Consider the following 19,221-nt stretch of genomic DNA (forward strand, 5'->3'; position numbering starts at 1 on the left):
GAAGGGTTATTTTGGGTTGATTTCATAGATTTTAAATAAACTCAAATGTACTAATAAAGCGTTAAAACAAAAATACCTTATCATAAAAAATGATAAGGTATTTAATCGTTAAAAATAAGATGCTTAGATTTCTCTAAAAATGGAATGCATTAAACGTGTTTTATCATTAATACTTTCTTCTAATGAAATCATTGTTTCTGTTCTTGAAACTCCATCAATGTCATCTATTTCAAAAATTATTTCTTTTGCATGATTGGTGTCTTTTGCTCTTATTTTACAAAATATATTGTATTTACCTGCGGTAATATAAGCAATTGTAATGTTTGGAATTTTCTTCAAATCTCTTACAACTTGCTTAGTTTTGGATGTTTTAGCTAAATAAATTCCAACATGAGATATAAAGGAATATCCCATTTTTTCATAATCAAGAGTTAAAGTGGAGCCTTTTATAATTCCCTCATCTTCCATTTTTTTAACTCTAACATGGATGGTTCCAGCTGATACTACTAATTTTTTTGCAATGTCTGTAAAAGGTGTTCTTGCGTTTTCTATAAGAATATCTAGTATTTGATGATCTATTTCATCTAGTACAAATTTTTTCATGATGTGTTTTTATTAAAAATAAAAATATAATATGCAAATTTATTAAAAAAATTTGAAAAAAGAATAAAATATTTACGAATTTGACAATTTTAATTCCTTAAAATTTATATTATCCGCAGTTATAGTATTATAAGTGAAATAATTTGATAAATCTCCCTTTATTTCGATGCATTTATAAATGTCAAATTTACCATTTATCACTTTGAATTTAAGCTGAATACCAATATCCACTCTTTTCTTTTTATTATTTTCGACTATTTCAATATTTTTATAAATGATATCTAAAAACTTTTTGTCATTATTTGGAATTTTAAAATAAGGTTGATAGTTCTCAAATTTTTCAGACTTGGCAATAAAGTATAAACCTTGTAATATCGCATAAAAATTATACTTTCTTGTTATTTCTCTATCGTAATCATTTTTATAATGACCAGCTTCAATTAAAATAGTGTTATGTCCTAATTTTTGAAAATTATCTCCTGTTGCAGTAGGATAAAATTCATCGGTGTACCTACCTATCTGGTTAGGAATGTATTTTTGAAGTAATTCATTCATGCTTACAATAACACTCATAGTTTCTTTCCTTCCCTCTGTTAAAGTTCGCTCTTTATCTTCTGAAGGAGCTAAAAATGAAATGGTTGCAGGATTTTTGGTTCCTTCTACATTAAAAATTGATCGTTGGTCATGTAAATTAAAACAAAATTTAGGGTTGAAATTATCTAAGGTATTCCTTAAAATTTTACTTTCCGTAGCTTTTAAAGCGACAGCATCCCTATTTAAATCAATATTTTCAGCATTTTCTCTTGTAAATTTAATGGCTCCATCAGGGTTTAGCATTACAATGAATTGTAAGGTACAGTTGTTAAGTATTTCACTTTTTATATGGTTAAACTGAACACTTGGGTTTGTTAAAAAATTAAAGAGGTCGAACAAAGCTTTGGTTCCAGTGCTTTCATTTCCATGCATTTGCGACCAAGTAAGTATTTTTTTAGAACCTTTTCCAATGGTAAGTTTATAAATTGGAATATTATTGGTAGAGTATCCAATTACTTCTTTTTTTAAAATGGGTGCAACTTTTTTTATCAACGGCTCAATATCTTCAAATAAAATCCTTCTACCTTTTAAGCGTGATTCAAAATTAGAAGCGTACCAATTTTCTAAATGTGCAATGTTTATTTCTTCCATAGAACAAAAATACAGATATATTTAAACTACTTTAAGTATTTAGTATTTTTTTAAAGTTACAAATGTAAATCTAGTGCTTTTTACAAATGTAAACAATGAGTAAGCTTCAATTAGATTACAGCTGTAAACTAAGTTGTAAATTGTATAATGGAGATGTTATGAATAACTAATCAATTATAAACAATACTTATGTATAATATTTAAATTGCTTTATTTCAATAGTTTAAAATAAATTATCTAAATTAATAATTTAATTAAATCACATCTAATGAATGTATAAACAACTTTAAGTTGTACATGTGAATCCTATTTTTTACATTTGTAAATATATAGATAATTTACAAATGTAAACTATGGTTAATATTGAAGATTTTATAGCAAGACTGAATATTATTATGAATTATTATCAATTATCAGCTGCATTATTAGCTGATAAAATTAATGTTCAAAGATCGAGCATTTCTCACCTATTGTCTGGTAGAAATAAACCAAGTTTAGATTTTGTATTAAAAATATTAAAAGCTTTTCCTGAAGTTGATCTTTATTGGTTGTTAAATGGAAGTGGAAAATTTCCGAAAGTATCAGTCAAAAAGGATGAATATACACCCTCTTCGCTGTTTTCTAAAGAAGAAATAATGAATCCTACTGAAAGTAAGTTAATAGAACCTTTACAGAATAAAGAAGATTTAGAAATTGAAAGAATAATTATTTTCTTTAAAAATGGAAGCTTTAAAAACTACATAGCATAAAAAAGCCTCTATTTTAAATAGAGGCTTAAAAGATATTTATTTATAAGTTATTTTATTCAATCAGCTTCGCCATTGATGTTTTTAAAATTAAAATTAACTCTTCTTTATTAGTATTATTAGCTTGTTGTTGCATATAAACCATTTGATTTAACATATTGACAGCCATTTTATCAAAATTGTATTTTTTGTATTGTAACCCTAATTTTACAAAATCGTTTGATAAATTTTCTATAGCTTCTTTATTATCGCTTTCGGCTATCCACTTAAAAGCTTCACCGTACATTTGTTGTGTACGCTGATTTTGAGTTAAAAACATCCCTTTTAGTACATTTTTTGCTATATAAGGTAGTTTTGTTTTATCTTTTTCGTTGATATAAATAGTAGTAACAGCATCGGGCAAGTTATTTTTAACCTCATCACTAATTTTTTCTAAGTTTGTTAATGCTGCATTTTTATCAATTTGGTATAATGAAATTAAAGAGCTTCCTTTAACTGCAAATGATTCACTTTCTAACCCTCTTTCAAATAATGGTTTGTATATGGGATCAACAAGCTTACCTAAAACCTTTAGAGCTTCAGCTTTTACTAATGTTTTAGGATCATTCTGAGCTAAATTTTCAATTTTTGCTATGGCTTCTCTTTTATTATATTTTTGAAATAAATCGATATTTTCTAAGGCTAAAACCCTTATTTCATAATAGGGATCATTTAATGCTTTAATAACAGTATTTAAAGCTTCTTTTTCAGTTTGTTGATGTTTAATAACCGCTTCTAGAGCTTGTCTTCTATCTAAATAATGAGGGGCATTGTTAAATTGAAATATGTAATTTTCGAGAGATTTTTTGTCGTTAATTTCGGCTAACAAAACATGTTTGGCATCAATATTAATTAATTTTGGTATTTGATTGATTGGAAATGTGTACGAATTTTGTGTAGCATCTACCCATACTTGATGTCTAACTTTAGTTTTATCCTCATAAATATCAATTGCCAATGGAAATTTAAATACTTTTTCTTTTTGATGAATATTTACTGTAACTGTTTTATTAATGGTATTGTAATCATAAGTTACATCCATTTTTATATGACCGTTTCCATAATACCATTGGTTAAAGAACCAATTTAAATCTTTTCCGCTCACCTTTTCTAATGCTAAACGCAAATCATGGGCTTCTGCAGTTCCAAATTTATGTGTTGTTAAGTACAAGTTCAAGCTTTCAAAAAAAGCATCATCGCCTAATACATCTCTTAACATATGTAAAATAGCATTTCCTTTATGGTAACTTACAGTGTCAAACATGTCTTCTTTATCGTGGTAATGAAAACGGACTAAAATTTTATCTTCACTTCCACTTTGCATATATGTTTGTATATCGTTATACATATGTGCGGCAGCTTTATCAGCTCCATATTTATATTCGTACCATAAGTACACACTATAGGTAGCAAAAGATTCGTTTACAGTTAAATTTGCCCAACTTTCTGTGGTCACTAAATCTCCAAACCAATGATGAAATAGTTCATGAGCAATTGTACCTTCCCACTCATTAGCATCTATTAATTGTCCTTTTTTTTGTTGAGCATCTTCACCATGAACTACAGCTGTGGTATTTTCCATCGCTCCACTAACATAATCTCTTACAACAATTTGACTGTATTTATCCCAAGGATATGGAATGCCTGTTAGGTTTGAAAAGAAGGTCATCATTTCGGGAGTTGTTCCAAAAATATCTTTAGCAACATCTTTGTATGCAGGTTCTACATAATAATCAACATTTAAACCATTCCAAGTGTCTTTTACAATACTAAAATCACCAACCCCCATAAAAAATAAGTATGGAGCATGTTTTTCATCCATAGCCCAATAATCAGTACGTGTACCATCTTTATTATCTGTTTGATTTATTAAAGTTCCATTAGATAGGGTTACGTACTTGGAGGGTACTGTCATATAAATTTCTTGTGAAGTTTTTTGGTTTGGTGCATCAATGGTGGGAAACCAACAGCTACTAGCTTCTGTTTCTCCTTGAGTCCAAATTTGTGTAGGTTTTTCTGGATCTTCTTCTTTAGGATCAATAAAATATAACCCTTTAGCATCTGTTATATTTTCACTACCTTTTTGGATAACTTCTTCAGGTTTGGCTATATAATTAACATATATTAAGTACTCTTCCCCTCGTTTATAAGTTTTATCTAACTCAATAGTTAATTCGTTATTTGAATAATTATATGCGGCTTTTTTATGGTTTACTTTTACCTCATTAATTTTAAAAGATTTGGCATCTAACACCAATTTATTTGTTGGATAAAAATGGGGTGTTAAAGTAATCCAAGCTTCTCCATTTAATTGACTTTTTTCAAAATTAAAATCGACCTTTAACTTGGTGTGAATAAGATTGTTAATTTTTTCTCTTTCTGGGTGATAAGTTTTTACTTGTGCGTTTATTGAAAAAGTGACAAATAATGCAATTAAAATAACTATTTTTTTCATTGATACTTATTAATATTTAGGCTTCAAAAATACTATTTTAATTAATTCATGTAGTTAATAGATAGTTAAAAAGCCATACCTGTTAAGATATGGCTTTTTTTATATATGTGTTAGAGTTTATTTTAAGCTTTTAAAAAGTCCTTCAAGTTGTTGCATTTGATTAGAATCTCCATCTAATTTAATTTCATTAGTTAACTTCATAATATCAGAAGGATTCATATTTTCTCCAATAACTCTAACAACTGCAAATCCTTTGTCGTTATCTGCTCCAAAAATTACCACTTCGTCAATTGCTTCCTCTTCACCTAGGTAATTAACACTTACATTGGCTTTTCCCATATTCATACGCATAAGTTGTTTGTACTTTGGATTTTTAAGAATTGCAAAAACTTTTTCTTTTTCAGAATTGTACAACTCTTTATTTGTTTCCGTTAATTGCAACGCTAAAAAATTAACTTTTTTTATAGTTTCTAGTGTATTTTTAATATCTTCAGAAACTTCAGTATCTTTTAACTGAATGATACTTGAAGGTAAATCAACTGAAATAAATTCACTGTTTTCTTTACTATCTACATAGTATTTTTGTAAAGAAGGATTGTTGTTACAAGCTATTAGCAAGAAAACTGTTGCAAAAGTGAATCCTATAATTTTTATGAATGATTTCATATTATTTGTTTTTTAGTTGTTTTCCACTATTAGGAATATGAGCTTCAGTAAGTTCAGATATTTTATTTAAATCTATGTCTCCAGTTAATGAAAGTATTACGGACTCTGCTTTGATAGGGCTTCCTGAATCTTTCATATATTTTCCAGTACCTCCAACGTACATTAATAATTCACTTACGTGGTCTTCATCTTTTCCTTGACGTACATATATTTTTACATTTGATTCCTTGTCTTTAACACGCATTAATTCAACTAACTTGTTTGATTTAAGGTATTTTGTAACAACATTATCCATCTCTTCTGCAATTGCAATACTTTCAGTGGTAAATACTCTAAAGGAGGTTAACCCTTTAACCATATCAAAATATTCTTTCCCTTCTTCTCCAGCTCCTTTAAATTTTGAAATTAGTCTGAATGCTTCTGGTGTAAAAACTACAGTTGAAACATCGTCCATATTTTCAAACTTATCAAAGATAGAGTTTTGCGCATAACTGGTAACTGATAAAAGCGCTATTGCTATAATTATAATTAATTTTTTCATTTTTTTTACTTTTAAGGTTGTTTAAAAATTTTGTTTTTTGTGTCTTCGAAATGCTGCAATTGAGCAATGGCAACAGTTCCTTTGTTTAAATTGGTTGAAAGTAAATCTAATGCCTGTTTAGTTTCGGCATAAACTTTTTCAGCCTCTTTTTGTTGGTTTTTTTGATAACCTGTATAAACACTTACCAGTAGGACTAATGAAGCTGCTACGGACAACCATTTCCAATTCCGCTTTTGACTTTTTAATTGAATGGTTTTTGTAAAACGCTCATTTTTACTGGTTGAAAAATATCCGAACATCGCTTGATATTCTACTAAATGTGGGGCTACAAAATCACTTGAGAAATATGCTTTTAGTTTTTTTTCTTCTGCAATAGTAGTTTCTGCATTTAGGTATTTTTCCAACAACTTTTCTATGTTAGCTAACTCCATAATTGTGTTGTTTTGTTAATTGTTCTCTAATTGTTTTCCTAGCTCTAGATAATGTTACTCTTACGGCTGTTGGTTGTAAATTCAATAATTCCGCAATTTCATCAAACTCGTATTCTTCAACATCTCTAAGCTGTATTACTAATTTTTGCTGCTCTGGTAAGTTTTCAATTAATTTATGAACTAAACTTACACTGTCATTAAGTTCCATTCGCCTTTGTAAGGGCGTATCTTTTTCTTGATAATTGCTATGAACTAAACTTAAATTACTGGCTTGTTTCGATTTTAATCTGTCAAAACAATAATTTTTGGTCATCGTCATTGCAAAAGCTTCAATACTTTTATAGTCTTTTAATTTAGACTTGTTTCTCCATAACTTAAAATACAATTCCTGAGTTGCATCTTCAGCTTCTTCAGTAGATACTAGTAATCTTTTTGCTAAACGAAATACTTTATCTTTAAAGGGCATTACAGTTTTTAAAAACTCAGATTGCTTCATTTTAAGTTTGGTTTTACAACTTTTTAGGTCGCTTTCACAATTATGACGAGCAAGTTACGTTTTTGTAACACCTACTATTATTTTTTTGTAAAATAAATTAATATCTTGCGGCAAAATAAAAGAAAATAAATGAATAGAAAATGAAAAAAATAAATTATTGGTTAGCCTTTTATATAATATTTAGTCTCGTTTTTATTAGTTGTAGTAAAAATGATGACGAACCAGTTATTACAACAGAGTTAAATAACCCTATAAATAAATTTGTTTGGAAAGGAATGAATTCTTGGTACAATTGGCAGCCCAATGTTGCTAACTTAGCCGATACTAAAGATAATGATACCGATGCTTTTTATACTTATTTAAACGGCTTTTCAGATCCAGAAGATTTATTTGAAAGTTTATTATATAATAAAGGAAACACTGATAGGTTTTCTTGGATTGTTGATGATTATGTTGAATTAAATAATTCTTTCCAAGGAATTTCTAAATCGTTTGGTTTTAGACTACAAGCTGTAAAAATTAACAATAATGGAGATATTATATTCTATGTTCGTTATGTATCGCCTGAATCTCCAGCAGCAAATGCAGGAATAAAAAGAGGTGATATTTTTAATGCAATTGATGGGGTTGTAGTTAATGAAGCTAATTACAGTACAACTGCTGGAAAGCTTTCAAATGAAACAGTTACATTAACCATGGTTAATGAAAATGGAGGTGTTTTAAATCCAATTGAAGATAAAACAATTACTTCAGTAGTTTTGGCTGAAAACCCTATACATTTTTCAAAAGTATTTAATGATATCAATGGTAAAAAAGTAGGTTATTTAGTTTATAATGGATTTAAGTCTTCTTATAATGATGAATTGAATGCTGTTTTTGCAACATTTAAAGCTGAAGGAATTGATGAGTTGATTTTAGATTTAAGATTGAATGGTGGTGGTTCTGTTGCAACTTCTGCTTATTTGGCTAGTATGATATCTCAAAGTGCTGGAAGTGATATTTTTGCAGAGTTAAAATTTAACGATAAGCACACCAATCAAAATGGTGCATATACTTTTCAAAATACTCAAAAAAATTATGATTCCAGTGGAGAGGAAATTGGAACTGAAGCCATAAATAGATTAAACAATATCAATCAATTGTATGTATTAACATCTGGAAGCACAGCTTCAGCTAGCGAAATGATAATTAATGGGTTGAGACCTTTTATGCCCGTAAAAGTAATTGGAACTACTACTTATGGAAAAAATGTAGGTTCAGTTACCCTATATGATTCTCCCTCTTCTAATTACTTAAATGAGTCCTCTGCCAACCCTTCTCATTTATATGCGATGCAACCTATTGTATTTCAAATTTACAATAAATTAGGGCAAAGTGATTATATACAAGGTTTTGCGCCAGATATTGAGGTTATTGAATACAATTATTGGAATAACATATTGCCTTTTGGTGATGAAAATGAAGTGGTTTTAAAAGCTGCTTTAGACGATATAAAAGGAATTTCTTCAAGAATGACTCCTTCAAAATCTATCGATTTTGTTGATGTGGTAGAATTAGATATTTCAGTAATGGAAAATAAATTTAGTAAAGAAATGTATATAGATGGTACTTTTTTAAAATAGTACTATTATTTTAGATAAAATAAAAAAAGACAAACTTTTCTAGTTTGTCTTTTTTTATTGATAATTTTATTGCTGGATTTCCTAAAAAGTAATTTTTTTTGCCTTTGCTCTAGTTTAAAACATCAGCTCTAAATTCACTCATAGATTCATTATCTTTGTTTTGTGCGTATTGAAAACCAGCTTTCCACCATTCTGTCATTAGTTTTTTATCAAATATTAACGAATTAGTTGTTAAAACGGTAGGTGTATAAAATAAATTAAGTTTTACATCATTGTGTTTTGCCGATAGTTTTCCAATTGTAATATTATGGCGTTCTACATGTTCAAGCATAAAATCAAATACATCAAATAATAATGAAAAAGCATTTTTAGATGGTATTCTATTAATTTGAGTTACTTCCGTTTCTAAAATAATGGCATCAATTTCCTTGGCGCCACGTAAAACAGCTTCTTTAATTGGTACTAAACATCCAAACCCACCATCAGCATATTGGCAGCCATTTTTTATTAATAAACTCATAAAAGGAACATAATTGCAAGAAGCCCAAACCCAATCGCAAAAATCATTGTAATTACATTCTTTTAAAGATTTATACTCTACTTGATTTAATGATAAATTTGAAACTGTTACAATAGTATCTACTTTACTATTAAGTAGCTGCTCAAACATTTCTTTACTAATATTTTTAGTGATAAGATTTCTTAAATTTTTACTTTCACCAAAAGTTTTTCTTCCGTTAATAAAATTCCATAAAGTATTTAAGTGATTGATACCTATTATTTTTTCACCATGTACTTTTTTAATACTAAAGGGACAATTACTAAAAATTGAATTTTGGTTGACGTTTGTATAAATTTTTTTTAATTCATCAACTTTCCCTAAAGCCAAATGAGAAATCATTAAACTACCTGTTGAAGATCCAACAAATAAATCGTATTTCTTTTTTTTAGTATTTATTAAGTATTGTGCAACTCCTCCTGCAAATGCACCTTTGCTACCTCCACCAGATATTACTAATGCTTTTTTCATGAAAATAGGAATGTTTTAATTAATTTAGACCCTTAAAAATATTAAAATGATAAGAACAATATCTTTTTTTGCAATCTTTATTGTTTTTGGTGCTTGTAAAAAAAATTACCATCCACGTGAAACAATAACAATTTCAATAGAAAAATTTAAACTGGACAGTACTAGTATTCGAGCTATAGAAATTGTCAATGATTCTTCGTTGGTATATGCAGGTTCAAATGGTGATATTGGTATCATTACAAGTTCAGGAAAATTAAGAGCTACAAAAAAAATTATAACCGACACTATTATTCCACATTTTAGAGCATTGGCTTTTAATAAAGAAGCTTTTTATGCATTATCTGTTGGGAATCCAGCACTACTCTATCAGTACAAAAATAATCAAATAAACATTGTCTATAAAGAAACACATGAAAAAGTATTTTATGACTCCATGAAATTTTTTGACGAACTGAATGGAATAGCCATGGGAGATCCAACAGGTAATTGCTTATCTATATTACTTACACGAGATGGTGGTAAAACTTGGGGAAAAATACCTTGTGAAAATTTACCAAAAATTAGTGATGGAGAAGCTGCTTTTGCTGCAAGTAATACCAATATTGCAATTGTTGGTAAAAATGCATGGATAGTTACTGGTGGAATTAAAGCTAGAATTTTTCATACAGCCGATATGGGGTTAACTTGGAGCGTTTACCAAACTCCTATCATTCAAGGAAAAAACACAACAGGAATATATTCTGTAGATTTTTTTAATGAAAACAAAGGAATAATTTGTGGTGGAGATTATTTGGATAAATTTGGAAATTCTGCAAACAAAGCAATTACAACAGATGGTGGTAAAACCTGGAAAGTAGTAGCAGAAAATAAAGCTCCAAAATATGTAAGCTGTGTGCAATATATTCCTAATACAGATGGAAAAGAAGTTTTGGCAGTATCTACAAACGGAGTATTTTATTCTAATAATTCAGGTGAAACATGGCAAAAAGTAAGTGATGAAGGATTTTATACCATTCGTGTAGTTTCAAAAAACACTGCGTGGCTTTCAGGAAACGAAACTATTGCAAAAATGACTATTAATTAAATGTGTAATGAGATATCTGATCTTTTTTATTATAATATTGCTTTTATTTTCTAGTTGTAAAAAACAATCCGAATTAAGCAGTATTTTTAAATGTAACTCTACAGATTTTGATAACTTAACAGTTTATAAAGATTTCAACAAAAACTTTAAATTAAAAATTCCAAAAAACTGGAAAACAGAATTGTATTACAATGAAAGTCAATCTGAAATTTTCAGTGCAGACACTACAAAGCAATTAAGTGAAACTTTTATTTTAGATGTTACTTATAACTATGGAGAACTCAACTTTGAAGATTCATTTTTTAAAAAAACAGACTCATTAATTGCAATAAAAAATTTGGAAACTGTAAAAAAGAACACTCTTGAATTCAAAAAAAAACCTGCATTTTGGTATGTAGTGAAAGGTACTAAAAAAGGCTTTAAATACCATCAATTCAACTTATTAGTAAAAATCAACCCAAACTCCTATTTATCTGCTACTTCTGAAATTTATGGAGCAAATGCTATTGAGGAAAGAATATGCAGTTCAATTAAGCTTATTGAAAAAATTGAACTTTTACAATAATTTATGACTTTTAGATTGTAAAAAGATAATTGAATACTTATTTTTGATGAAAATTTTAATAAAATGCAAAAAATAATAGATCGTTTCGTTAAGTATATCACTGTTGATACACAGTCAGACCCAAATAATCCAGCTTTTCCAAGTACAGAAAAACAATGGGATTTAGCGCATATTTTGGTTGATGAATTAAAAGAAATTGGTATGGATGATGTTACCTTAGATGATAATTGTTATATCATGGCTACACTCCCTTCAAATGTAGATTACAAAGTACCTACTATAGGTTTTGTAGCTCATATTGATACTAGTCCAGATTATACGGGAACAAACGTCAAGCCTCAATTTCATCCTAATTATAATGGAGAAGACATTGTTTTAAATAAAGAAGAAAACATTGTATTATCCCCAAGCTATTTTGATGATTTGTTATTATATAAAGGTCAAACTTTGATCACTACAGATGGAACAACTCTTTTAGGTGCCGATGATAAAGCAGGAGTTACCGAAATAGTTTCCGCTATGGAATATTTAATCAATCATCCTGAAATTAAACATGGTAAAATAAGAATTTGTTTTACCCCTGATGAAGAAGTTGGTAAAGGAGCTCATATGTTTGATGTTGAAAAGTTTGGAGCAGAATGGGCTTACACTATGGACGGTAGCCAAGTTGGAGAATTAGAATATGAAAACTTTAATGCTGCTGGTGCAAAAGTGGTTATTAACGGAAAAATTGTACATCCTGGATATGCCAAAGGAAAAATGATCAATTCCATGTTAATTGCTAGTGATTTTATTGCTGCTTTACCTAAAAATGAAATCCCTCAAGAAACAGAAGGATATGAAGGTTTTTATCATTTACACTCTATGAACGGAGAGGTTGAAAAAACTGAATTGGAATATATTATTAGAGATCATGATATGAAATTATTTCAAAACCGTAAAGCACAGTTTCAAAAAGTAGCAGATGACTTAAACGCAAAATTGGGAAATAAATTAATTGAAGTTGAAATTAAAGATCAATACTTTAATATGCGTGAGAAAATTGAGCCAGTAATGCATATTGTGGATATTGCTGAAGAAGCAATGAAACAGTTAAATATAAAGCCAATAATTAAAGCTATTAGAGGAGGTACTGATGGATCCCAATTATCATACAAAGGATTACCTTGTCCAAATATTTTTGCTGGAGGGCATAATTTCCATGGAAGATATGAATATGTTGCAGCAGAATCTTTACAATTAGCAACAGATGTTATTGTAAAAATTGCTAAAATTACTGCGGAACGTGCGAAATAAATAAACAAATTAAATATTAATTAAGTAGAACACCCTTCAAATTAGAGGGGTGTTTTTTTATCATTATGTACTGAGTCAATAAAATTTAACAACTTGTTAAATAGTGTTATTTTTTAAAAATATATTATAAAATAATAAATAGGTTGTTTACTTTTGAAATTCTAAAAAATATTAAATGAATAATCAACTACTAACGTCATTATCTGAAAAGTATGGAAGTCCGCTATACGTTTATGATTCAGAAAAAATTATTTCTCAATATAATCGTATTACCAATGCTTTTTCAACTGTAGAAAATTTAAAATTGAATTATGCTGTAAAAGCAAATTCAAATATTAGCATTTTAAAATTATTTAAAAAATTAAGTTCAGGTATTGATACGGTATCTATACAAGAGGTACAATTAGGCTTAGAAGCTGGTTTTGAACCTGAAAATATTATTTTTACACCTAATGGTGTTTCGCTACAAGAAATTGAGCAAGTTGCTAATTTAGGAGTACAAATAAATATTGACAATATTTCTATATTAGAACAATTTGGTCAACACTACCCTAACATCCCAGTTTGCATACGTATCAATCCACATATTATGGCTGGTGGAAATCATAAAATATCTGTTGGGCATATCGATTCTAAATTTGGGATTTCTATTCATCAAGTTCCACATATTAAAAGAGTTGTTAAAAACACCAAGATGAAAGTTAACGGTATCCATATGCATACGGGTTCTGATATTTTAGATATTGATGTATTTTTAGCAGCTACAGAAATTTTGTTTAAAACAGCTAATGAATTTAAAGATTTAGAGTTTATTGATTTTGGTAGCGGATTTAAGGTACCGTATAAAGAAGGAGATATTTCAACAAATATTGAAGAATTAGGTAAAAAACTTTCTAAAAGATTTAAACAATTTTGTAAAGAATATGGCAAGGAATTAACATTGATGTTTGAACCTGGGAAATTTTTGGTAAGTGAAGCTGGTTATTTTTTAGCACATGTAAATGTGGTAAAGCATACCACCTCTACTGTTTTTGCTAGCATTGACTCAGGGTTTAACCACCTAATTCGTCCTATGATGTATGATGCCTATCATCATATTCATAACATTTCAAATCCGCAAGGACGAGAGCGTTATTATTCTGTAGTTGGTTATATTTGTGAAACAGACACTTTTGGATCTAATAGAAGAATTAGTGAAATTAGAGAAGGAGATATATTATGTTTTAATAATGCTGGGGCTTACTGTTTCTCCATGGCATCAAATTATAATTCGCGTTATAGACCAGCTGAAGTTTTAGTTTATAAAGGAAAAGATTACCTCATAAGAAAAGAAGAAACCTTTGACGATTTATTAAAAAATCAAGTTATTATAGATATCGATTAGCAAAAACTCCGGAATTTATTTCGGAGTTTTTTATTAATAACAATATTATATGCTATTTTTTACAAATTAATCAATTGATTACCTCTAAAATAAATATTTAATTAAAAATACCTTTAAATATTTGTAGTTAATCAAAAATATGTACATTTGCCCTATGCAATTAGTAAAAACATATTTATTTACTCAAACGGCGAATATCATTCGCAGTTTTACGATTGCTATTACTACTACTATTATTACCCTTTAAGGGTTATTTTCTATTCATATCATCCGTTGTATATATTCGATTTCAAAAGATTTGAAACAAGGAATATTTTAAAATTAAACTAAAAATATTATAAAATAATACCAATGAAAGTATTGAAATTTGGAGGTTCTTCTGTAGCTTCCTCAGAAAACATTCACAAAGTAATTAGCATAGTTAAAGAAAGCTCCTATAAAAATAAAGTCGCTGTAGTTGTTTCTGCTTTAGGGGGCGTAACAGATTTATTATTAGAAGCGGGTTCTTTAGCCTGTGAAAGTAACAATGTCTATATCAATAAATTTAAAGAAATTGAAAGCAGACATATCAATGTTATACGTGAATTAATCCCTGTGAGTAACCAAAGTAGTGTTTTAGGGGAAGTAAAAAAAGTGCTTAATAAACTAGAAAACACTTTAGAAGGAGTTTTTTTAATTAATGAATTATCAAATAAAACCTCAGATAAAATTGTTAGTTTTGGTGAACTTTTATCATCCTTTATTATAGCAAAGGCTATGAAATATAACGGATTAGACTCTACGCTTAAAAATTCTCAAGAATTAATTGTAACCAATGAAACTTTTTCTAATGCTTCTGTAAAATTTAGTAAAACTAATGCTGCAATTGAAAAATACTTTAATCAAAATAAACACACTATAGTTGTTTTACCTGGTTTTGTTGCTAAAACAGAAAAAGGAGAAGTTGCTACTTTAGGGCGTGGAGGGTCCGATTATACAGCGGCAATTATTGCAGCAGCATTAAACGCTTCAATTTTGGAAATATGGACAGATGTAAGTGGAATGTACACTTCAAACCCTAAGTTTGTTAAGCAAGCATTTCCAATAAAAAATATTTCTTATCAAGAAGCTATGGAACTTTCACATTTTGGTGCTAAAGTATTGTATCCACCAACCATTCAACCTGTTTTAGAAAAAGAAATCCCAATTTGCATCAAAAATACATTTGATGCCAAAGCGGATGGTACATTAATTACAAAAGTTTCTTCTAATACCAACCCAATTAAAGGAATCAGCCATATTGAAAATATGACATTAATTACATTGGAAGGAAGTGGTATGATTGGAATTCCTGGTTTTTCTAAGCGTTTGTTTGAATCTTTAGCACATCATCAAATTAATGTAGCTTTAATTACTCAGGCTTCATCAGAACATTCCATTTGTATTGCAATAAGTAATCAGGATGCTGAAAAAGCTAAAAAAGCAATTGATACCACCTTTTCTTATGAAATTGAGCAGCGTAAAGTAGAACCATTAACCGTAGAAAAAGACAATGCTATTATTGCACTTGTTGGTGATAATATGAAAAGTCATCAGGGTATTAGTGGAAAAATGTTTAGTACTTTAGGTAAAAATAATGTAAACATTAGAGCGATAGCTCAAGGCGCCTCCGAAAAAAATATTTCAGCAGTTATTGCTCATAAAGATATTAAAAAAGCATTAAACACATTACACTCTGAGTTTTTTGAGAATCAAACAAAACAATTAAATTTATTTATAGTTGGCGTAGGTAATGTAGGTGGCAAACTATTAGCTCAAATTAAGCAACAGCAACAATATCTATTAGATAATTTAAAACTTCAGGTTAGAGTAATAGCTCTTACAAATTCTAAAAAAATGCTATTTAATGAAGATGGTATTGAATTAGAAAATTGGAAAATTTTATTAGATAAAGGAGAACCACTTGATATGGATCTTTTTCATGAAAAGGTAACCAAACTAAATTATAGAAATAGCATTTTTGTAGACAATACTGCCAATGAAAAAGTTTCAAGTTTATATGCTAGTTATTTAAAAGAAAGTGTTGCTGTAGTTACGTGTAATAAAATTGCTTGTTCTTCAAACTATACAAATTATTTAAACTTAAAACGCTTATCTAGAGAATACAATGCTCCGTTTTTATTTGAGACCAATGTTGGTGCTGGTTTACCAATTATAGATACCTTAAAAAACTTAGTAGCTTCGGGTGATAAAGTTACCAAAATACAAGCTGTTTTATCTGGAAGCTTAAACTTTGTTTTCAATAATTTTAATGAGAAGAATTCATTTTATGAAATTGTAAATGAAGCAGGTGTACAAGGATACACCGAACCTGATCCAAGAATTGATTTAAGTGGTATTGATGTTATGCGAAAAATACTCATTTTAGCGCGTGAAAGTGGAACAAAACTAGAATTATCAGACATAGAAAATAATTCTTTTTTACCTGAAATTTCCCTAAAATCAGCTTCTGTAGATGATTTTTTAGCAACTTTAAAAACTGAAGCCAACCATTTTAATAAAATTCAACAAAATGCAGCAAACAATAAGTGTAGATTAAAATATGTAGCAGAATTTGATGATGGGAAGGCAAAAGTTGGTTTACAAGAAATTTCTTCAAACCACCCTTTTTATAATTTAGATGGTAGTGATAATATTGTTTTGTTTTTCACTGAAAGATACAGCCAACAACCTTTAATTATCAAAGGAGCAGGTGCAGGAGCTGATGTGACAGCTTCGGGTTTATTTGCGGATATTATTAGAATTGGAAATAATTAAATTATGGAACAACTAAAAATATTTACACCAGCTACCATTGCAAATATATCGTGTGGCTTTGATGTGCTAGGATTAGCTTTAGACACTGTAGGTGATGAAATGCTGATTAAAAAAGTTGCTAAGAAAGGAGTAACTATTACTAAAATAATTGGGCAAGATTTACCACTAGACACACATAAAAATGTGGCAGGAGTGGCAGCTTTGGCTTTATTAGCTGAAACGGACTGTGAATTTGGTTTCGAGATTGAAATTAATAAACAAATAAAGCCTGGTAGCGGCATTGGAAGTAGTGCGGCGAGTTCAGCTGGAGCTGTTTGGGCAATTAACGAAATGCTTGGAAAACCTTTTTCAAATTTAGAATTAGTACGTTTTGCAATGGAAGGTGAACGGCTTGCTACAGGGGTGCCTCATGCAGACAATGTTGCCCCTGCTCTTTTTGGTGGATTTACTTTAGTTAGAAGTTATCAACCTTTAGACATTGTTAAAATCAATACCCCTAGTCAGTTATTTGCCAGCGTGATTCATCCTCAAATTGAAGTTAAAACTTCTGATGCACGAGAGATTTTAAAAACCTCTGTTCCACTCAAAGAAGCCATCAAACAGTGGGGAAATGTTGGAGGATTAATCAGTGGTTTATATACTGAAGATTATGATTTAATTGGTCGTTCTCTAGAAGATTTTATTATTGAACCTATCCGTTCAATATTGATTCCTGCTTTTGATGCAGTTAAGCAAAACTGTATAAACACAGGAGCTTTAGGTTGTGGTATTTCAGGTTCTGGCCCTTCAATTTTTGCATTAAGTAAAGGTGAAGAAACAGCCATAAAAGTTGGAGAAGCTATGAAAGCTGTATATGATAAAGTCGGAATTCCATACGATATACATATTTCCAAAATTAACAAACAAGGAATAAAAAAAATATAATAAATACTACTATGAATTTTTATAGTTTAAATAAAAAAGCACCAGATGTATCTTTTAAAGATGCTGTGATAAAAGGATTGGCTCCAGATAGAGGATTGTATTTTCCTAAATCAATAAAACCCTTAACTAAAGGTTTTTTTAAAAATATTGAATATTTTTCAAATGAAGAAATAGCTTATGAAGTAATTAAACAATTTGTAGCCGATGAAATTCCAGAAAGAATCTTAAAAGAAATCATAAAAGAAACAATTAATTTTGATTTTCCAGTTGTTGCTGTTGAAGACAATATTGCAACTCTTGAACTTTTTCATGGGCCTACCATGGCATTTAAAGATGTTGGTGCTCGTTTTATGGCGAGGTGTTTAGGATATTTTAATCAAATAAATAACACTGCTAAGGTTACGGTTTTAGTCGCAACTTCTGGAGATACAGGAGGTGCTGTAGCTAGTGGTTTTTTAGGAGTTGAAGGTGTTGATGTGGTTATTTTATACCCAAGTGGAAAGGTAAGTGAAGTGCAAGAAAAGCAGCTTACTACTTTAGGTAAAAACATTACAGCAATAGAAGTAAATGGCACTTTTGATGATTGCCAAACAATGGTAAAAAATGCTTTTTTAGATACAGATTTATTAGGTTCTAAAAATTTAACATCTGCAAATTCTATAAATGTTGCTCGTTGGTTACCTCAAATGTTTTATTTCTTTTTTGCATATAAACAATTAAAAAACAAACACAAACAAATAGTTTTTTCTGTCCCAAGTGGTAATTTTGGAAATATTTGTGCTGGACTTATGGCGCAACAATTGGGGTTGCCTGTAAAACAATTTATTGCCTCAACAAATATAAATGACATTATTCCTAATTATATGAATACTGGAGTTTACCAACCCAAACCTTCAAAACAAACCATTTCTAATGCTATGGATGTTGGTGATCCAAGTAATTTTGTAAGAATATTAGAAATTTTTAAAAATAATTCTTCAAAGTTGAAAGATACCTTATCTTCTTATTCATTTACTGATAATGAAACCAAAGAGGTGATGAAATTTCTTTATGAAAAATGTAATTATATTACTGACCCACATGGAGCTGTTGGCTATTTAGGGTTGAAAAAATATGGAATTGACAAAGAAACTCAAGGAATTTTCTTAGAAACAGCTCATCCTGTTAAATTTTTAGATGTCGTAAGTCCAATAATTACTAAACAAATTGAGTTGCCTAAACAAATTTTGAAAGTTATTCATAAAGAAAAAAGAGCTATAAATATTTCTACTTATGAAGAGTTAAAAGCTTACTTATTAAAATCTTAATGACTATATTTTAAAATAATTATAGTAGATTAGCTAGATAAATTTTTTGTG

Annotated in this window: 17 protein-coding genes; 9 read left to right on the plus strand and 8 right to left on the minus strand. The window is 29.1% G+C overall.

Annotated elements, in window-relative coordinates; all coding sequences use genetic code 11:
- Positions 1-123 precede the first annotated feature (123 nt).
- Both Q0714_RS01620 and Q0714_RS01625 read right to left on the minus strand, forming a co-directional pair.
- Positions 124-603 carry an Lrp/AsnC ligand binding domain-containing protein gene (locus tag Q0714_RS01620; RefSeq protein ID WP_298262547.1) on the minus strand — a complete coding sequence of 160 codons (480 nt, stop codon included), beginning with the start codon at positions 601-603 and terminating at the stop codon, positions 124-126.
- A 72-nt stretch (positions 604-675) separates the two neighbouring features.
- On the minus strand, positions 676-1,788 hold the full coding sequence (locus Q0714_RS01625) for a M14 family zinc carboxypeptidase (protein WP_298262548.1): 1,113 nt from the start codon (positions 1,786-1,788) through the stop codon (positions 676-678).
- A gap of 353 nt (positions 1,789-2,141) precedes the next feature.
- Here Q0714_RS01625 and Q0714_RS01630 point away from each other — a divergent pair, with 353 nt between their 5' ends.
- Positions 2,142-2,537, plus strand: a complete 396-nt coding sequence (locus Q0714_RS01630; protein WP_298262549.1) for a helix-turn-helix transcriptional regulator — start codon at positions 2,142-2,144, stop codon at positions 2,535-2,537.
- Between the two features lie 52 nt (positions 2,538-2,589).
- On the opposite strand, the gene Q0714_RS01635 is transcribed toward Q0714_RS01630, so the two are convergent.
- The 5 genes from Q0714_RS01635 to Q0714_RS01655 form a co-directional block, all read right to left on the minus strand.
- Positions 2,590-5,028: a M1 family aminopeptidase gene (locus Q0714_RS01635; RefSeq protein ID WP_298262550.1), complete on the minus strand. Its 2,439-nt coding sequence runs from the start codon at positions 5,026-5,028 to the stop codon at positions 2,590-2,592.
- A 117-nt stretch (positions 5,029-5,145) separates the two neighbouring features.
- A complete protein-coding gene (locus tag Q0714_RS01640) occupies positions 5,146-5,694 on the minus strand; it encodes a DUF4252 domain-containing protein (protein WP_298262551.1) in 549 nt (182 codons plus the stop codon).
- A gap of 1 nt (position 5,695) precedes the next feature.
- On the minus strand, positions 5,696-6,235 hold the full coding sequence (locus Q0714_RS01645; RefSeq protein ID WP_298262552.1) for a DUF4252 domain-containing protein: 540 nt from the start codon (positions 6,233-6,235) through the stop codon (positions 5,696-5,698).
- Positions 6,236-6,246: 11 nt separating this feature from the next.
- The gene (locus tag Q0714_RS01650; RefSeq protein ID WP_298262553.1) at positions 6,247-6,666 is read right to left on the minus strand and encodes a hypothetical protein; all 420 of its coding nucleotides are present in this window, start codon (positions 6,664-6,666) and stop codon (positions 6,247-6,249) included.
- Positions 6,653-7,162 carry an RNA polymerase sigma factor gene (locus Q0714_RS01655; protein WP_298262554.1) on the minus strand — a complete coding sequence of 170 codons (510 nt, stop codon included), beginning with the start codon at positions 7,160-7,162 and terminating at the stop codon, positions 6,653-6,655. The genes Q0714_RS01650 and Q0714_RS01655 overlap by 14 nt, the downstream gene beginning before the upstream one ends.
- Before the next feature lie 140 nt (positions 7,163-7,302).
- Here Q0714_RS01655 and Q0714_RS01660 point away from each other — a divergent pair, with 140 nt between their 5' ends.
- Positions 7,303-8,784: a S41 family peptidase gene (locus tag Q0714_RS01660; protein WP_298262555.1), complete on the plus strand. Its 1,482-nt coding sequence runs from the start codon at positions 7,303-7,305 to the stop codon at positions 8,782-8,784.
- Positions 8,785-8,893: 109 nt separating this feature from the next.
- Here Q0714_RS01660 and Q0714_RS01665 read toward each other — a convergent pair whose 3' ends face one another.
- Complete coding sequence (locus Q0714_RS01665; RefSeq protein ID WP_298262556.1) at positions 8,894-9,814, minus strand: patatin-like phospholipase family protein; 921 nt, start codon at positions 9,812-9,814, stop codon at positions 8,894-8,896.
- 46 nt (positions 9,815-9,860) lie between these two features.
- Between Q0714_RS01665 and Q0714_RS01670 the strand changes: the two genes are divergently transcribed.
- The 7 genes from Q0714_RS01670 to thrC all read left to right on the plus strand — a co-directional run bounded on the left by Q0714_RS01670 (position 9,861) and on the right by thrC (position 19,170).
- Entirely contained in the window at positions 9,861-10,898 is a 1,038-nt protein-coding gene (locus Q0714_RS01670) for an oxidoreductase (RefSeq protein ID WP_298262557.1), read from the plus strand.
- A gap of 7 nt (positions 10,899-10,905) precedes the next feature.
- The gene (locus Q0714_RS01675) at positions 10,906-11,463 is read left to right on the plus strand and encodes a hypothetical protein (protein ID WP_298262558.1); all 558 of its coding nucleotides are present in this window, start codon (positions 10,906-10,908) and stop codon (positions 11,461-11,463) included.
- Positions 11,464-11,526: 63 nt separating this feature from the next.
- The gene (gene pepT / locus Q0714_RS01680) at positions 11,527-12,759 is read left to right on the plus strand and encodes a peptidase T (protein ID WP_298262559.1); all 1,233 of its coding nucleotides are present in this window, start codon (positions 11,527-11,529) and stop codon (positions 12,757-12,759) included.
- A gap of 175 nt (positions 12,760-12,934) precedes the next feature.
- Positions 12,935-14,143 (plus strand): diaminopimelate decarboxylase, encoded by a 1,209-nt coding sequence (gene lysA, locus Q0714_RS01685; RefSeq protein ID WP_298262560.1) that lies wholly within the window; start codon positions 12,935-12,937, stop codon positions 14,141-14,143.
- Between the two features lie 351 nt (positions 14,144-14,494).
- The gene (gene thrA / locus Q0714_RS01690; RefSeq protein WP_298262561.1) at positions 14,495-16,939 is read left to right on the plus strand and encodes a bifunctional aspartate kinase/homoserine dehydrogenase I; all 2,445 of its coding nucleotides are present in this window, start codon (positions 14,495-14,497) and stop codon (positions 16,937-16,939) included.
- 3 nt (positions 16,940-16,942) lie between these two features.
- On the plus strand, positions 16,943-17,863 hold the full coding sequence (locus Q0714_RS01695) for a homoserine kinase (RefSeq protein ID WP_298262562.1): 921 nt from the start codon (positions 16,943-16,945) through the stop codon (positions 17,861-17,863).
- A gap of 11 nt (positions 17,864-17,874) precedes the next feature.
- A complete protein-coding gene (gene thrC, locus Q0714_RS01700) occupies positions 17,875-19,170 on the plus strand; it encodes a threonine synthase (protein WP_298262563.1) in 1,296 nt (431 codons plus the stop codon).
- Positions 19,171-19,221: the final 51 nt, after the last annotated feature.

The sequence above is a fragment of the uncultured Lutibacter sp. genome (assembly GCF_947493565.1).
GTDB classification, from domain to species: Bacteria; Bacteroidota; Bacteroidia; order Flavobacteriales; family Flavobacteriaceae; genus Lutibacter; species Lutibacter aestuarii.

Excerpts from the sequence above, each read along its gene's own strand:
- Q0714_RS01635 (WP_298262550.1), bottom strand. The coding sequence starts at position 5,028 with ATGAAAAAAATAGTTATTTTAATTGCATTATTTGTCACTTTTTCAATA.
- Q0714_RS01695 (WP_298262562.1), top strand. The coding sequence starts at position 16,943 with ATGGAACAACTAAAAATATTTACACCAGCTACCATTGCAAATATATCG.
- Q0714_RS01620 (WP_298262547.1), bottom strand. The coding sequence starts at position 603 with ATGAAAAAATTTGTACTAGATGAAATAGATCATCAAATACTAGATATT.
- Q0714_RS01630 (WP_298262549.1), top strand. The coding sequence starts at position 2,142 with ATGGTTAATATTGAAGATTTTATAGCAAGACTGAATATTATTATGAAT.
- Q0714_RS01660 (WP_298262555.1), top strand. The coding sequence starts at position 7,303 with ATGAAAAAAATAAATTATTGGTTAGCCTTTTATATAATATTTAGTCTC.
- Q0714_RS01645 (WP_298262552.1), bottom strand. The coding sequence starts at position 6,235 with ATGAAAAAATTAATTATAATTATAGCAATAGCGCTTTTATCAGTTACC.
- thrC (WP_298262563.1), top strand. The coding sequence starts at position 17,875 with ATGAATTTTTATAGTTTAAATAAAAAAGCACCAGATGTATCTTTTAAA.
- Q0714_RS01625 (WP_298262548.1), bottom strand. The coding sequence starts at position 1,788 with ATGGAAGAAATAAACATTGCACATTTAGAAAATTGGTACGCTTCTAAT.
- Q0714_RS01640 (WP_298262551.1), bottom strand. The coding sequence starts at position 5,694 with ATGAAATCATTCATAAAAATTATAGGATTCACTTTTGCAACAGTTTTC.
- Q0714_RS01650 (WP_298262553.1), bottom strand. The coding sequence starts at position 6,666 with ATGGAGTTAGCTAACATAGAAAAGTTGTTGGAAAAATACCTAAATGCA.
- Q0714_RS01670 (WP_298262557.1), top strand. The coding sequence starts at position 9,861 with ATGATAAGAACAATATCTTTTTTTGCAATCTTTATTGTTTTTGGTGCT.
- Q0714_RS01665 (WP_298262556.1), bottom strand. The coding sequence starts at position 9,814 with ATGAAAAAAGCATTAGTAATATCTGGTGGAGGTAGCAAAGGTGCATTT.
- Q0714_RS01655 (WP_298262554.1), bottom strand. The coding sequence starts at position 7,162 with ATGAAGCAATCTGAGTTTTTAAAAACTGTAATGCCCTTTAAAGATAAA.
- pepT (WP_298262559.1), top strand. The coding sequence starts at position 11,527 with ATGCAAAAAATAATAGATCGTTTCGTTAAGTATATCACTGTTGATACA.
- thrA (WP_298262561.1), top strand. The coding sequence starts at position 14,495 with ATGAAAGTATTGAAATTTGGAGGTTCTTCTGTAGCTTCCTCAGAAAAC.
- Q0714_RS01675 (WP_298262558.1), top strand. The coding sequence starts at position 10,906 with ATGAGATATCTGATCTTTTTTATTATAATATTGCTTTTATTTTCTAGT.
- lysA (WP_298262560.1), top strand. The coding sequence starts at position 12,935 with ATGAATAATCAACTACTAACGTCATTATCTGAAAAGTATGGAAGTCCG.